Origin of the sequence: Salegentibacter mishustinae (assembly GCF_002900095.1) — a bacterium.
Lineage (GTDB): Bacteria > Bacteroidota > Bacteroidia > Flavobacteriales > Flavobacteriaceae > Salegentibacter > Salegentibacter mishustinae.
In genome coordinates this window covers 42,049-57,422 of record NZ_LLKN01000001.1, presented here as the reverse complement: position 1 = coordinate 57,422, position 15,374 = coordinate 42,049, and the positions used below count along the sequence as shown (strand labels likewise).

General features: G+C 35.8%; 16 protein-coding genes. 6 read left to right on the top strand and 10 right to left on the bottom strand.

The annotated features are described in order from the left end of the window. Nucleotides 1-139 precede the first annotated feature (139 nt). The 4 genes from APB85_RS00315 to APB85_RS00300 all read right to left on the bottom strand — a co-directional run bounded on the left by APB85_RS00315 (nt 140) and on the right by APB85_RS00300 (nt 4,275). Nucleotides 140-1,129, bottom strand: coding sequence for a Stealth CR1 domain-containing protein (locus APB85_RS00315; protein WP_057480170.1), 990 nt, complete (start codon nt 1,127-1,129; stop codon nt 140-142). Nucleotides 1,130-1,286: 157 nt separating this feature from the next. Continuing rightward, nucleotides 1,287-2,360 carry a CDP-glycerol glycerophosphotransferase family protein gene (locus APB85_RS00310; RefSeq protein WP_057480169.1) on the bottom strand — a complete coding sequence of 358 codons (1,074 nt, stop codon included), beginning with the start codon at nt 2,358-2,360 and terminating at the stop codon, nt 1,287-1,289. Further along, nucleotides 2,357-3,424 carry a glycosyltransferase family 9 protein gene (locus APB85_RS00305; protein WP_057480168.1) on the bottom strand — a complete coding sequence of 356 codons (1,068 nt, stop codon included), beginning with the start codon at nt 3,422-3,424 and terminating at the stop codon, nt 2,357-2,359. The genes APB85_RS00310 and APB85_RS00305 overlap by 4 nt, the downstream gene beginning before the upstream one ends. Before the next feature lie 35 nt (nt 3,425-3,459). Then, the gene (locus tag APB85_RS00300) at nt 3,460-4,275 is read right to left on the bottom strand and encodes a 2,3,4,5-tetrahydropyridine-2,6-dicarboxylate N-succinyltransferase (protein WP_057480167.1); all 816 of its coding nucleotides are present in this window, start codon (nt 4,273-4,275) and stop codon (nt 3,460-3,462) included. A gap of 88 nt (nt 4,276-4,363) precedes the next feature. On the opposite strand from APB85_RS00300, the gene ruvX reads away from it, so the two are divergent. The 4 genes from ruvX (at nt 4,364) to APB85_RS00280 (ending at nt 6,411) form a co-directional block, all read left to right on the top strand. Continuing rightward, nucleotides 4,364-4,771, top strand: coding sequence for a Holliday junction resolvase RuvX (ruvX, locus tag APB85_RS00295; RefSeq protein ID WP_057480166.1), 408 nt, complete (start codon nt 4,364-4,366; stop codon nt 4,769-4,771). Nucleotides 4,772-4,825: 54 nt separating this feature from the next. Next, nucleotides 4,826-5,188: a four helix bundle protein gene (locus APB85_RS00290; RefSeq protein WP_057480165.1), complete on the top strand. Its 363-nt coding sequence runs from the start codon at nt 4,826-4,828 to the stop codon at nt 5,186-5,188. 40 nt (nt 5,189-5,228) lie between these two features. Further along, nucleotides 5,229-5,819 (top strand): peptide deformylase, encoded by a 591-nt coding sequence (def, locus tag APB85_RS00285; RefSeq protein ID WP_057480164.1) that lies wholly within the window; start codon nt 5,229-5,231, stop codon nt 5,817-5,819. Nucleotides 5,820-5,973: 154 nt separating this feature from the next. Continuing rightward, nucleotides 5,974-6,411, top strand: a complete 438-nt coding sequence (locus tag APB85_RS00280; protein WP_057480163.1) for a DUF5606 family protein — start codon at nt 5,974-5,976, stop codon at nt 6,409-6,411. 149 nt (nt 6,412-6,560) lie between these two features. Here APB85_RS00280 and APB85_RS00275 read toward each other — a convergent pair whose 3' ends face one another. From APB85_RS00275 to APB85_RS00260, 4 genes are all read right to left on the bottom strand, one after another. Further along, nucleotides 6,561-9,050: a DUF5686 and carboxypeptidase regulatory-like domain-containing protein gene (locus APB85_RS00275; RefSeq protein ID WP_057480162.1), complete on the bottom strand. Its 2,490-nt coding sequence runs from the start codon at nt 9,048-9,050 to the stop codon at nt 6,561-6,563. A gap of 74 nt (nt 9,051-9,124) precedes the next feature. Then, a complete protein-coding gene (locus APB85_RS00270) occupies nt 9,125-10,300 on the bottom strand; it encodes an MFS transporter (protein ID WP_057480161.1) in 1,176 nt (391 codons plus the stop codon). Nucleotides 10,301-10,307: 7 nt separating this feature from the next. Then, on the bottom strand, nt 10,308-10,772 hold the full coding sequence (smpB, locus tag APB85_RS00265) for an SsrA-binding protein SmpB (protein ID WP_057480160.1): 465 nt from the start codon (nt 10,770-10,772) through the stop codon (nt 10,308-10,310). A 90-nt stretch (nt 10,773-10,862) separates the two neighbouring features. Then, nucleotides 10,863-11,297 carry a lipocalin-like domain-containing protein gene (locus tag APB85_RS00260; RefSeq protein WP_057480159.1) on the bottom strand — a complete coding sequence of 145 codons (435 nt, stop codon included), beginning with the start codon at nt 11,295-11,297 and terminating at the stop codon, nt 10,863-10,865. A gap of 146 nt (nt 11,298-11,443) precedes the next feature. Here APB85_RS00260 and APB85_RS00255 point away from each other — a divergent pair, with 146 nt between their 5' ends. Both APB85_RS00255 and APB85_RS00250 read left to right on the top strand, forming a co-directional pair. Then, nucleotides 11,444-12,187, top strand: coding sequence for a DUF6503 family protein (locus APB85_RS00255; RefSeq protein WP_057480158.1), 744 nt, complete (start codon nt 11,444-11,446; stop codon nt 12,185-12,187). Nucleotides 12,188-12,318: 131 nt separating this feature from the next. Beyond that, nucleotides 12,319-13,704: an NAD-dependent succinate-semialdehyde dehydrogenase gene (locus APB85_RS00250; protein ID WP_057480157.1), complete on the top strand. Its 1,386-nt coding sequence runs from the start codon at nt 12,319-12,321 to the stop codon at nt 13,702-13,704. 80 nt (nt 13,705-13,784) lie between these two features. Here the strand turns inward: APB85_RS00250 and APB85_RS00245 are convergent, their stop codons facing one another. Together APB85_RS00245 and APB85_RS00240 are read right to left on the bottom strand one after the other, a co-directional pair. After that, on the bottom strand, nt 13,785-14,600 hold the full coding sequence (locus APB85_RS00245) for a response regulator transcription factor (protein ID WP_057480156.1): 816 nt from the start codon (nt 14,598-14,600) through the stop codon (nt 13,785-13,787). Between the two features lie 229 nt (nt 14,601-14,829). Beyond that, complete coding sequence (locus APB85_RS00240) at nt 14,830-15,372, bottom strand: phosphoglycerate mutase family protein (protein WP_057480155.1); 543 nt, start codon at nt 15,370-15,372, stop codon at nt 14,830-14,832. Between the last annotated feature and the right edge of the window lie 2 nt (nt 15,373-15,374).

Sequence of the window (15,374 nt, the reverse complement as noted above, 5' to 3'; positions counted from 1 at the left end):
CTTAAAATTTTGATAATGGGAAATTAGAACGGCAGTTATTTTCTTTCTCTCATAATATCTGAATTCAATATTGCTAAAATTTATGGATTTTTACTTTTAGGTATGTTTCTAAATATTTCTACCTAAGATGAAAAGTATCTTAGTTTTCACTTAATCTTTTATCTATCCAATCCAATATATAATCTAATATCTCATCATCTGCCATATCCAAGGTTTGAAAAGTGAGGAAAAGTTTCTTCTGTTTTTTTTCAAACCATTTCAACTTTAACTTAGTCGACGATAAGTTTTTATAAGATCGGAAGTATGTTAATTGCGAATAATTGCGGTAATGATAAGTATTATTTTTAATCTCCAAATGCTCTGACAATGAAGAGAGAAGAAATTGATTTTGATTTCTAAACTTGTGTTGTATATTCTCTCTAAGTAAAGAATCTTCTTTAAAGAAGTTTGTTAGAGTTGACTTTCTTACACTAACTGGCGTGTGAAAACGTCTAACATATTTATCCATTCCAGCCAATTGGGCGCTATTTTGTTGTAATTTTTTGAAACTAATTTTATCCTTTTTTATAGGGACATCCAAAAAACTCAAAATCTCGTGATAAGATTTTCGCAACTTTTTATCTTCATTGAACGCTTGCCATTTGCCCCTTACTATTGGTTCTCCATTAATAAAGAAATCATTAACAGATACTTCTTTCATTACAAAAGTATCGTCATTAAAAATAATAAAATGCTCGGACAGGTTAGGGATTTTAAACAACATAGAAATAATAGAGCAAGAGTTGAAGGTGGGTAAATATTCTTCAAATCCCCTAAAAATAGTTTTATGATCTACCAATTCTAAGTTCATACCTTTCTTTTGAGCTAATGATTTTAGTGAATCAAAAGATTCAGGCGATTGATTATCGGTTACTAAAAAAATATTCTTAATGAAGGGCGCGAATTTGATTATAGATTTAATCGCAATATCAATTTCTCCAATTGAATTGTATCGTTTAAGATGATTTTCAGAAGAGAAATTTATTTTTGAATCAGAATAAGTATTTATTTTTTTCTGCCAATTTTTATCGTTTCCATCTACCCAGGTTATAACGGCATCTACTTGAATATTTTCTAAAGGTTTTGTCATTCAATATACTTTTAATCTGAGAATTTAAATCATCTATATGAAATAAGGAATGATCATAGATTTTCATTTAAACCATCTTCATACTCCTCACCCAAATTGAGGTGACAAATTTAATAGATAAAAACTACTTCTAAGATTAAATAGTATAATTTACAAATTAGTTTTCTCTATCTAGTGTCGGAGGTTTTCGGTAAGTTTTTAACGGATAAAAGGCAAGGTTATTTCGAACCTTTAGTTTTCTAATGAGATTTAAAGGTTTAGGTTTTAAGTGACTTTTATCGGCGTGAAGAAATTTTATTGAAGCATCTATTAGGCGCTCACTTGATTTCCCGTCTTTATAAGGATGCATATTTGCATTGAATTCCTGAATTTCTTCAAGTAAACTTACATCGGGATCCAGCGCATCTTCCAATGCTTTTTCAATATCAGCAACTTCAGTAATATTTATTAAATGCGGACCGGGTTGGGTATTTCTAAAAGTTACCACCGGTTTTTCCTGAAGTAAAAATTCTGTTACTACTGATGTTGAATCAGCAAACAGTACATCGCTTTCTCGAAAAAGTGGAATTAGATCGGTTGTATCGTAATAGGTAAGATTTTCACTTTGAATATCTTTAAATTTCTGAACGCGTTCCGGCGGAATTTTTGGGTGTAATACTACTTTAAATTCCCAATTTCCTATTTCAGAAATACGCTTTATTTCATCTATTACTTCATCATTATAAGCTAAACTCAGTTTTTTACTAAAAGTAGATGAAATTAGGATCGTAGGTTTTTCCCGCGGAATTTCTTCCAGGGGAAATAAAGGATCTAGTTTAGGCCAACCGGTTTCAACCACTTCAAAATGTTGGTGTTCTTTCTGAAGCTTTTTAAAAGGTTGAGTAGTAAATGGACCTTGAGTTGAATAAAGGTCAAAAAATCCCCGAATTCTAAAATGGCCCTTTTTGAAATTCCGTTTACTTGGTGCAATACCGTGAAAAACCTGCACTTTTAAACCGGGCAGGAAATCGGCTATACTATTGGTAATGCTTAAAATAATATGAGGATTATAAGCAATGGCCTCCTGAATATCTTTTAAAACAGCTTTATCGCTACTGAATTTTTCCTGGGTTTCTGGTTCATCAGCAAACCATTTTACTTCGTAACCTCGCTTTTTAATTTCCTTTTCCAAAGGTTCTCCAATTGGAAATGCGTAGGTGTAGCTGATGTAAATTAGAAACCGATAATTCATATTTCAAGGTTTTTTAAAAACTCATTTAATTTCAATTTAATGAGTTTGGGATTTAGTTTCTGGTAGAGTTCGGCATTCTTTTGTTTACTAAACTTAGGTGGGCAACTTTTAAAAAGATCTGGATGAAAGTCTTCAAGGTGAACTGAAATATGTTTTGCTTCATCTTCGTAGATCGCCCAATAATTCTTCTTTACAATGGGGGAGTGAATGGAAAACGTAGGTATTTCCAATGCTTTCATAATATTTGCAGCTCCACCTTCATTACCAAAATAAAGGTCACAATTAGCAGCATTCAGGATAAAGCCTTTTAGAGAATTTTCGTAAATATCCAGGAAAATTCGAGATCGGGTCTCAGGATTACACTGGTTATAAATATTCTTCGCCTCAGCGGTTTGCCAGGGCAAATAATTAAAAAGTATTTGAGCTCCTGGCACCTTATTTATCAACTCGTCCAAAAGACAGGACATATAATTTCCCGGATAGGATTTCATGCTGGAGCTCCCTAATACGCCGCACATAACGACGGGTTGATCTAAATCCACGCCCTGTTTTTGAAGTTTATGTCTAAAGAATTTTTTTTCTTCCGAAGAAATGTAAATTTTAGGTTTTAGCTCTTTAGGAAAATCCTGATCAAGCCCTTTTAAAACCTGCATTCTATTTTCTATAGCCAGACCTGCGTTGGTTTCCGGGTTCTCTTTGTAGGTAAAAGTTTGTGTATAAAATGGCCGGGTATAATTTTTTTGAAAACCGAGTCTTATCGACGCGCCAGAGTAGCTGGCTATAATGCCCGAACTTATTTTTGAGTAGATATCAATTATTTCAGAATAAGATTCCCTGCGAATAAAATTCAAAAATTTCAGGAATTTTACGGGATCTTTACCAATCCTCGGAGAGTATTCAATAATCTTATATATAAACGGATTATTTTCTACAACCGGTTTAGTATGTGGATAGATTAAATAATGTAATTCAGCTTCCGGATATTTCTTCCGAAGGGCTTCAAATAAGATTGAGGATGTAAGCACATCCCCAACCATTTTTTGCTGAATTATAAGTATTTTCATCTGCGATTCTACTGTTAGCTTTCTTATAGCTAAAATTACACCGCTACATTATATTCGCGTAAAGCATCGTTTAAAGAAGTCTTTTTGTTGGTAGACTCTTTACGTTTTCCAATAATTAATGCGCAGGGAACATTATATTCTCCGGCAGGGAATTTCTTGGTGTAACTTCCTGGAATTACTACCGATCTTGCCGGCACAATTCCTTTCATTTCTTTAGGTTCGTCGCCGGTAACATCTATAATTTTGGTGGAAGCGGTAAGCACTACATTAGCACCTAACACAGCTTCTTTTTCAACTTTAACGCCTTCAACCACAATACTTCTTGATCCAAGAAATGCGTTGTCTTCTATAATTACCGGAGAAGCTTGTAAAGGTTCTAAAACCCCACCAATTCCTACGCCGCCGCTAAGGTGTACATTTTTACCAATTTGTGCACAGCTTCCTACTGTTGCCCAGGTATCTACCATAGTGCCTTCATCTACATAGGCGCCAATATTTACATAGCTTGGCATCATAATTACTCCGCTGGAGATGTAAGCTCCGTGTCTTGCCACGGCATTTGGAACTACACGAATTCCTTTTTCTTTATAACCTTTTTTCAACGGAATTTTGTCGTGATATTCAAAGATTCCCGCTTCTAAAGTTTCCATTTGCTGGATTGGGAAATAAAGTACCACGCCTTTTTTTACCCATTCGTTTACTTTCCAGCCATTCTCGGTAGGCTCTGCGGTTCTTAATTTTCCGGCATCTAAAAGCGAAATAACCTCGCGAATCGCTTTTATGGTTTCTGTATCTTTTAGTAAATCCCGGTTTTCCCAGGCTTCATTAATCTTAGCTTCTAAATGATCCATTTTTCTTGATTTTTAGCAAATATAATAGCTTAAGCCTAATTTTTGGTGGTAAAGCAATATAAACCTTACCTTTGCGCAAATTTTGAAGATGGCACGAATTATGGCACTTGATTTTGGGACAAAACGCACAGGTATTGCCGTTAGCGATGAGCTCAAAATGATTGCCTCAGGGTTAACTACCGTTAACACACCAGAACTTCTGGATTTTCTTGAAAAATATTTTAAAGAAGAAAACGTTGAATTGGTACTGGTAGGGGAACCTAAGCAAAAAGACGATACGGCTTCCGCTGTTGAAGTCTATATCCTGCAATTTTTAAAAATTTTCATTAAAAAGTTTCCTGAAATGCCCGTTAAAAGGATAGATGAAAGATTCACCTCAAAGATGGCTTTTCAGTCTATGATAGACAGCGGACTTAAAAAGAAGAAACGCAGAGATAAAGCGCTTATAGATGAAATTAGTGCAACAATTATTCTGCAATCCTATTTATACGAATAGCCTTAAAATGTATAATGCCTATTGAATAATTTATAATTTAGGTTGTTTAATTGAATGAAAACTGACTTAATTAATTGTTCCAATGTTTTTGCACATAAATGCGTAAAACTAGCAATAAATCTTCCAAAAAATAAATTAGGAAGCCATATTGAGGGTCAGTTGATTAGATGTAGTACTTCTGTTGCAGCGAATTACAGAGCCGCATGTTTAGGGCAATCGAAGAAAGCTTTTATTTCAAAATTAGGAATAGTAATTGAAGAAGCTGATGAGTGCATTTTCTGGATAGAATTTGCGAAGGATGAAAATTTGATAAATGAGAAAGATTCAAAAGAATTGATCGTTGAAGCTAAAGAGTTAACATCGATCTTTATTGCATCGAGGATCACTGCGGTAAGAAACCAAAATTCCGGAAAATAAGATTATAAAATATTCATTATAAAATATAAAATCAAAAAGAATGATTTTACCAATTGTAGCCTACGGGGATCCGGTTTTACGAAAAAAATGTAAAGAAATCCCGGAAGATTATCCAAAACTGGATGAATTGATAGAAAATATGTGGGAAACCATGTATAATGCTTTTGGCGTTGGTTTAGCCGCGCCGCAAATTGGCCGCCCAATTCGGTTGTTTCTTGTAGACTCGAGTCCGTTTGCAGAGGACGAGGAGTTAGAATTACAGGAACGCGAAGAGCTTAAAAAACTAAAAAGAGTTTTTATCAACCCAACTATTGTTGAAGAAGAAGGGGAAGAATGGGCTTTTAACGAAGGCTGTTTGAGTATTCCTGAAATTAGGGAAGATGTTTTTAGAAAGCCAAAAATTGTGATTGAATACCAGGATGAGAATTTTAAAGAACATCGGGAGACTTTTACCGGTTTAGCCGCCAGGGTTATTCAGCATGAATACGATCATATTGAAGGAATTTTATTTACCGATAAACTTTCCAGCTTAAAGAAGCGTTTGCTTAAAGGTAAACTTTCCGGAATATCAAAAGGGAAAATAAAGATCGATTATAAAATGCGTTTTCCCGAAATGAAAAAAGGGCGTTAATCACTTTGATAATTAGTTCTGGCAGCTGATATTTGCCAGCCTAAAAATTAAAAAACCTCGCAAAGGTCTACGAGGCACAAATTGGAAAACTATAATATAATTCCGGGCTAAGACTCGGGGAATAAAACTCTCACTGAGGAAATAAAAACATACTATGGGATTAGATAAAATATTAGCGATTTCGGGAAAACCCGGTTTATACGAATTAACCGCTCAAAGCCGCGGCGGATTTATTGTAAAATCAATTCCTGACGGAAAAAAAATGGCCGTGAACATTCGCCATAATGTAAGTTTGTTAAGCGAAATCGCTATCTATACATACACCGAAGAAGTTCCGCTTGCGGAAATCTTTGAGAAGATGAAAGAAAAAGAAAATGGAGGAGAAGCGATAAGTCATAAATCTAACAAAGCTGAATTGTTGAAATATTTCGCGGAAGTTTTGCCAGATTATGATGTAGATCGTGTTTATGCCAGCGATATGAAAAAGATCTTTCAATGGTATAACCTGCTAATTAAAAACGGAATTACAGATTTTGCCGCAACAGAAGAAGAAAAGCCTGCAAATAAGGATAATTCAGGAGAGGAAGAATAAAAAAATTATATTTTCACTTAAAGAACCTCACAGGTTCAAATCTGTGAGGTTTTTTAATGCCTTAAAATTCCGTTTTCTGAGATTATAGTTGATTTTGTGTTCACCCTTCGGTGCCTGTCCCGAATTTATTTCGGGAGGTTAGGGGTCTTTTATTCCAAAACCCCTAAAAACTTCAATCCAAAGATAAATGCGCCTTCTCGCTGGCCATCCATATTGGAAACTACATAATCTAACCTTAGTAACCTGTATTTTCCAAAACCAAGATTATCAATTCCTACAGAATATTCAGAATATGGTTTCTGGTCTTCGGTATACAACGCGTGGGCGCCAATTACCAAATTGTAATTCAACTGATTTAAGAAGGGGATTTTCCCTAAGATCCAGCCTTTAAAATCGTGTTCGGCGTGAGCTTCAGCATAAGTTTTATTGGTGCTCATCGCATAATAGGGTAGAAGGTTAAATCTGGATAGATTGCTAAAACCGTTATAAACCCTGGTTTGGTTGCCAATAAAGTGGCGATAGTCTAGAAATGCCATTTCATCGGCATTTAAAAAAGTTCCCCCGTTTAAGTTATAACCAAATTCTCCTTTATTGCCCAGTTTAAAGCTTTGCGTTACCGAAGCTTTAAATTGATCGAAGTTATATTCTTCTATACTGGCACCAAAACCTTTCTGGTAACTTAAATATAGCGTAGGATATTTTTCATTATTAATATTGAATTTTCCGCTCGGGTAGCTCATATATTTTTGTCCGAATCTAATTCTGGTAGTAAGATTCAGTTTGAAAATATCGTGTTCTCTGAATAAAATGGTGCCATAATGTTGAGGGTCTATTGGGTTGTTGGAAGTGTATTCTACACCTTCATTATCAATAATTACCTGGTCGGTATTGTTAAATAGCGGATTTCTATCCTCATAACTTAAATCTCCGAAGAAATAGAGGCCATTAGAAACTTCCTGCTGGTACGCAATTTCGGCAAAAGAACGTTCGTAAAGTTTTAGGTAATTGCGTTCAAAGAATATGGTAGTAATATCGTTTAGTCTTTCAGAAATAGGCTCACGATCGTTAATTTGTGCGGTTTCTATCCCGCCCGAAATTTTTAAAACCGGTCTGCTGGAATTATTAAATTGCTTCTGAAAACCTCCTTTAATTCTAAAACGTTCATCGCTAAAACCATAATTAAGCGTGGAATACAAACGCCAGAATTTCCCGGAGTTCTCGTCTTCAGCATCATTTTGTCTATAAGAAATTGTGGTAGAAGTATTCCAGCCCTGCACGGTATTAAAATGCGTACCCATTAGCGGAGAACTTATATTCAAATACCTGTCTTTAAAAGAATCCTGCCAGGAATAACCAAAAACTGGGGCGGTTAAATTGAATTCATTGCGCACCGCATCAATAGAATCTTTGTAAGGCCTGGAATTTCTTAGGGTTTGAACACTGTCCTTTCTTACATAATCGTTAATCTCCTCATCGGTTAGCGGCACTGGGCGCAACTTCTGCCAGTAAGTTGAATCTTTTTTATTGGCTGCCTCTGCAAAAGACATGATCTCACTACCAAAACTGTTTTTGTTGAATTCAGGTTCAAAATCGTAATTGCTATAAACCGCGGTAAACCTGCCATCTCCTGAAATTCCAAACATCCCGAATTTAAAATCTACGGTTTGTGAAATTTGAATGTAAAAACCATTTTCTTCTGAAAACCGATAGTTTTGTTTAAAGTCTAAAGTTTCAATTGGTGGCACCTGAATTGCCTGTCCGGTAGTTTGTAACTCCACTCCAAAAATTTGCCACAGGTCTTCCACAATATAAATGTGTCCTGAAAAAACACGGTCTTTTTCTCGTTTCGGACTCACTTTTATCTTGTTGATTAGGTTTCCGTTTTCATCATAAAAAGTTCCGGCTAACCTATAATTGTAGTAATTAAAAGCGTACTCTGCAATTGGTGAAACCATTTCGCTATTAATCTCGATAGTATTTTCGTAAAATGAGAAATAAGATTCCTGGGCCGAATTTAAACTAAAACCATTATCGTCTCCGCTCACCTTAGAGGCAATAATCTTTTCTTTAAAATCGTCTGGACGTTTATAGGAAATTTCAGAAATAGTTTCGCTTAAGTAAACGATTCCGCTTCGGGTAGAATCCAGACCACCACCAAGATCGCCAATTTCCTGCCCCAGTATTTTTTCAGGAGCATTTTTAATTCGCCATAATCCGCGGGAATAATAATCGGCGGTGTAGGCCTCTAGTTTTTCGGCATTTCGCTTTCTAAAATCAATGGCTTTTCTAATAATGGCATTTGCAGGATTTTCTCCAGAAGAAATATTTACTTCGTCTAAACTGGTGGTTTCCGGTTTTAGACTTATATCCAGTTGATATGGGAATTCTTCAATAGAAACAGTCTTCTTCTGAGTTTGATAACCCAAAAACTGAAATACCAGATCGTAATCTCCCGGCCGGTTTATTTTTAATTCGTAAACACCATTTTCATTAGAAGTGGTTCCAAATTTTCCGTTTTCGGTATAAATATTTACGTAAGGAAGAATCTTATTTTCGGTGTCGGTAACTTTGCCGGTAATTTGCGCGATTGAATTAAATGATGAAAAAATAAGAAAAATGATGATAATTTTTTGATACATGATGATGAATGAATTTTAAAAGTGGAAAAATAAGGAAAATAGTTGTGGTTCGTTGATTTAAATGTGTTCTGAATTTATGCTCTTTTCTTTGTAAATAATACCCATAATCCAAGTGCCGGTCCTATGGCAAGCAAGCTTAAACTATATACAGGTTCTATTTGATGCAAATAAGTGATTAACTGAAGGCTTACAATAGTGATAGCAAAACCTATTGAATTTACAATGGTGAGTGCTGTTCCTTTTATTTCCGGAGGAGCATTGCTGGCCACCAGGGTAGAGAATAAGGGTGAATCTGCTACAACCACAATTCCCCAAAAACATAAAAAAGTAATAAGAACAACTGTTGAAGCTTGCAGAAAGATAAAAGGAAAGGCAAGGCAGCATATTCCTGATAACAACAAAGCTATAGTCGCGGTTTTTTTTACTCCTAAAATTTCTGAAATATAACCTCCCAGTACGCAGGAAACTCCACCGATACCAATAATAAGAAATGACCAGAATGAAACATCAAAATCGCTATTGGGAATAGAGAATTTATAAGCGGCCAAAATAATAGGTACAAAAGCCCAAAAAGTATAGAGTTCCCACATATGGCCAAAATATCCAAAAGCTGCGTTGCGGAGTTTTTTATTAGAGAAAACCCTGAAAACTGCACTGAATTTGAATTTTCGCTTTGCTTTTCTATAAGGGCCATTAGGGACAAAGAGTAAAATTAGAAGTCCGCCCAAAAATGCGAACAGAGAGGTCGCAACAATCACCCAACGCCAGGGGAGGTTTTCGGTGCCGGTAAAAGTCTTTAGAAAGTGGGGGAAAGCAGTTCCTAAAACAAGAGCGCCTACCAGGTATCCAAGTGATTTTCCCAGACCTTTATCGTAATAATCGGCGGCGAGTTTCATGCCAACGGGATAAATTCCTGCTAAAGAAAATCCGGTGAGAAAGCGCAGTAGGAGTAAGGTGTTTAAATTGTTGTTTTCGAGAATGATTCCCAGGTTAAATATCGCGCCGAAAATCGCAGAAATAAAAAAGAGTTTCGAGGGGGAGAACCTATCGGCCAGGCTTAGAAAAGCGAAAATTAGCGTGCCTAAAATAAAACCGAACTGAACCGCTGAGGTTAAATGCCCCAGCGCTTCTTCATTCAAATTAAAGTTAAGATATAGCTCTGGCATAACCGCATTTCCGGCGAACCAAAGTGAGGTGCAGCAAAACTGAGAGAAAACAATTAGGGGTAAAATTTGTTTTGCCGGCTTCATCCAGGATTTAGTTGTACTCTTTTTTAATCCTGTCTAATTTGCGTTTGCTTTCCCTGTCTTTTATAGTTTCCCGTTTATCGTAGAGCTTTTTACCTTTTGCAAGGGCAATTTGCATTTTCGCAAGTCCGCGGTCGTTAATAAAAACACGCAGTGGAATAATGGTAAGTCCGGAGTTCTTAACTTCCTTTTCTAATTTTCTCAATTCACGGCGTTGCAATAATAGCTTGCGCTCACTCTTTGGATTATGATTAAAGTGAGTGGCGTGAGAATATTCTTCAACATGCATGTTGATCACGAAAAGTTCGTTATTCTGAAACTCGCAAAAGCTTTCAGCAATAGAAGCTTTTCCCTGCCTTATTGCTTTAATCTCTGTACCCGCCAGTTTAATTCCAGCCACATATTTATCAAGGATTTCGTACTCAAATCTTGCCTTGCGGTTCTTTATATTTATGGTGTTGGTATTCTTCTTCATAATCAACAAAAATAGGAAGCATTATAGTAACTAGCCCTGTATTTACAAAATTCGTAACACTTTAAACAGAAATTTTCCAGGTTAGCTTCTCTAATTTCTGGTAAAACGCTGTTGTATACTTTCATCTTCACCGTCTTCATCAAAATCTTCCATACCTTCAATAAGAAGTACATCAGCATTTAAGGTTGCAATATCCAAAACAACTGTTTCGCTGTCAGTTAAGGTAAGGGAAATGGTGTTTTCGGTAGCTGTATATGTTCCTTCGGCATCAATATCTTCTTCACAACCCCAAATATCAACTTGCTGGTAAGTACCATCGTCGTTAAATTCAATATAATCCTTGCCGCATTCTTCGTGATCATCGTAAGGTATTTCTTCGTCTTGCACGATCATTGCGTCAAAATACCAGATGCCCAGTAATTCTTCATTGATCTGTTGCGTATCATTAGGTGAATCATCTTTTACCTCACAGGCGGTAAATAATCCAAGGCTTAAAAAGGCTAAAAGTAAAAATTTGGTTTTCATAGGTGTATTTGGTTTGAAGCCGCAAAATAGTGAAATGGGATTAAAATTAAGTAAATCTCCGGCCTACTTGTATATATCAACTATGTTAGGTCTCTTTTTCGCATTTTAACTACCTTTGCAGCTTTTAGATACTTATAACTTTAAGGATGAAAAAGTACGTTTTAGGGCTTCTTATTATTGCATTAACTTATGCTTGTAATACCAAACAGGAAACTGCACAGCAAATTATTGATAAAGCCATTGCAAAGGCCGGTGGGGAACGTTATAAAAATGCTGAAATTAGTTTTGACTTCAGAAAAGGAATTTACAAGAGTGAGCGTAGAGGTGGAGATTTTAAACTAGAGCGTATTATGACCGACTCTACCGGAACTCAATATCGCGATGTGGTAGATAATAACGGCTTCACCCGATTTTCTAAAGATACGGTAGTAAAACTTTCAGATTCTATGGAAACAGTCTATGCTAACTCGGTGAATTCAGTTCACTATTTTGTACAGCTGCCTTTTGGCTTAAATGATGATGCCGTGAATAAAAAATTGATCGGTAAAGACACGATTAATAATAAAGAATATTATGAAATAAAAATCACTTTTGATGTCGAGGGTGGTGGCGAAGATCACGAAGATGTTTATATGTATTGGGTCAATACCCAAAATTATCATGTAGATTATCTCGCTTATAGTTTTGAAGTAAATGAAGGCGGATTGCGTTTTAGAAAAGCCTACAATCCCAGAACTATAGAGGGAATTCGCTTTGTAGATTACGAAAATTATAAAACCGACGACTTGAGTACTCCGTTAAGTGAATTAGACGATCTATACGAAGCAAGGCAACTAGAGTTACTCTCTAAAATTGAAAATAAGAATATAGAGGTTAAGCTTTTAGATTAAAAAAGTGTCGAAAATTCTTACTTTATTGTGTTAATTCTTCATAATTAACGCGTTGTTTTAAAAGCTTTAACAGCAACTTAGCGCTTGTTCTTTAGTACACTTCATAACTTTAAAATTCCAAAAAAATAGTTATGAAAGAGAAAACACTAAAAACCATTAATCCCGCTACGGGAAAAGAATTAAAAACATACAATTATTTTTCAGATCAGGAGGCTAAAGATGCGGTGGAAGATTGTCACGAGGCATTTTTAAAATGGCGTCAAAAATCTCCTAAACAAAGAGCTGAAGTAATAAAAGCCATTGGAGAAAAAATAACCGAGCACAAAGACGAACTAGTGAAGTTGATGACTTCTGAAATGGGTAAACTTCTGAAGCAAGGTGAACAGGAAGTTGACCTTTGTGCGGGTATTTGTGAATGGACGGCAGCAAACGGTCCCGAAAATTTAAAAAATGAAGAACGTGAATTACCAGATGGCGGTCGCGGAATAATAACTTATTCACCTCTTGGAGTAATTTATGGAATTCAACCCTGGAATTTCCCTGCTTACCAGGTTATTCGTTATGCTATTGCCAATCTTATGGCTGGTAACGGTGTCTTGTTAAAACACGCTGAAAGTGTTACCGGTTCTGGTTTGTTAATCGAGAAAATATTTAATGAAGCAGGTTTGCCAAAAAACCTTTTTAAAGTTATCGTGATAGATCACGATCAGTCAGATGCTATAATTGAACATGATTTGGTGCGTGGGGTTACCTTAACCGGAAGCCCAAAGGCAGGAAAAATTATTGGTGAAAAAGCCGGAGCAAATTTGAAAAAGACTGTATTGGAACTTGGTTCTAATGATGGTTATATGGTACTTGAAGACGCAGATGTAGAAAAAGCTGTGAAATGGTGTGTACAGGGAAGGGTTTATAATAATGGTGAAACCTGTGTTGCGGCCAAGCGTTTTATTGTTGTCGATAAAGTATACGAGCAATTTAAAGAAGCTTTTGTTGAACAAATGAAGAACTTAAATGCTGGAGATCCAACGAGCGAAGACAGTGATTTAGGACCGATGGCGAGAAAAGACCTGCGAGAAGAACTTCATGAGCAGGTAGAGGATAGCGTTAAGAAAGGCGCGGCTGTCTTATGTGGAGGTAATATTCCAGATGGAGATGGTTACTATTATCCAGCCACAGTGCTGGCAAATGTAAAGCCAGGACAGGCCGCTTACGATGATGAGCTTTTTGGTCCCGTTGCTTCTTTAATTAAAGCCAAAGATGATGAAGACGCGATGAGAATTGCCAATGATAGCCGTTTCGGACTTGGAGGAGGAATTTTCTCTGAAGATGTGGATAAGGCGGTAGAACTGGCCAGTAAGCATTTTGATACAGGTATGGTATTCATTAACTCATTCGGGCTTGCACAACCAAATATGCCTTTTGGTGGCGTTAAAAATTCAGGTTACGGCCGTGAACACGGTGGTTTCGGACTAAAAGAATTTGTAAACACCAAGGCGATAAATATCTTGAATGGATAATTAGTACGCCGAAATTTTTAAGCTTAAGAATTTCGATAACAGAAGTAAGAAAGCCCGGGAAAATTTTTCCCGGGCTTTTTTTATAAATCAGGTTGAATTAATCCGGCTGCAATAGTTCGTGCAACCAGCTGAATAGTATTTTTTGAATCGGTTTTTTTAAGAATGTTCTTTCTATGTGTTCTTACCGTATGCGATGAAATAAAAAGCTGCTCCCCAATTTCCTCCGCGTTTAAACCTTCGGCTATTAATTTAGTGATTTCCAATTCCCGTTTTGAAAGCTGATTTTTTATGTTTCCTTCGTCACTATGATTTTCGGGGTCAAAGCTACCGTTTTTAGTAGGCACATTTAGATAAGATTTACCACCACGAATATTTAAAAATGAAACTTCCTCAACACTCTGATTGGTTAAATGGCTTATATCTGTATGAATACTAAACACGTGTACAAAACGTCCTTCTTTGTCCTGTGAAAGTGTTGTGGCTTGATGCAGCATAACCCGACGTTTACCCTTGCTATCTTTAATTACATAAGTATATAACACTTTATAATCCTGCACTTTATTAATTGGTAAATAATCTACAAAGAAGTCTTTTATTACCTGCTCTTTACGTTTAATTTTTTCAATCTCTTCGGGGAGTGCCAAAGCCAAAATTTCCTGAAAATCAACTTCTGTATCTGTTATTCTATTCTTTTCTATAAAATTACATACAGAATCAGAAATCATTTCTATTTCTAAGCTCTGGAAGTTTGCGATATAATAATAAGATTTTCCAGGAGCCATAAGATCGGCCATTTTTTTAAATTGAGCTGAATGCTCATACTTTTTGGTCTCCTCACTATTCTTGCTGTAGGTTTCTTTCCAATAATTGGCAATAGAATTAAAGTCCGCACTCATAAAAGTCTATTTTTCAACTATTACAATATATGAAAAAACACCTAAAAGCGGTATTGCTCCGCTAGATAGTGATATGTAGCTTTGAAAAGCTAATGATTTACTAATATTTTAATGATACCGATAGTGCGTTTCTTGATATGATCTATAAGGGATTAATTTATAGTATTGGGATAGGATTTTCCATTTAAGGGCGCGAATCAAACTATAATTATGTTTTATCCTTGTTTATTTAGTCAAAATATAAAACCTGCGAAGTGCGGTCTCCATTAGGATGAATAGTTACAATAAAAAGACTTCCATATACACTCTCATCTAAATCCTGGTATTTTTTCTTACCCAGAATATAATTTACCCATTCCGGGTTAAGGTTGCTGTGGCCAACCACCAGAACCGTTTTGTTTTTTGTTTTTTCCTGAAAATCCTTGTCGTTGAGTTTTTCAGTATCATAAAATTTTATTTCTTTATTTTGATCTTTAGCAATTGGTTTCGCAGTATTTACGGTGCGTTTATAATCTGAACTATAGATGAGATCAAAATCAATGTCTTTAAAGGTTTTGGTCCAGTTTTGCGCCCTTTTTATGCCGGCTTCTGTTAATTCGGGGTCTTTATTCGAGGTATCTGTGGTATCTTTTTCAGCATGACGAATAAAATAATACGTAGTTATTTCTTCTGAAGGTTTTTTAGCATCATCCATAATTTCCGAAGGTTCTTCATCGCCAAAATTGCAGGAGGTTAAAAGAATAAGGCTTAATATTAAAAAATAGCGTTTCATAA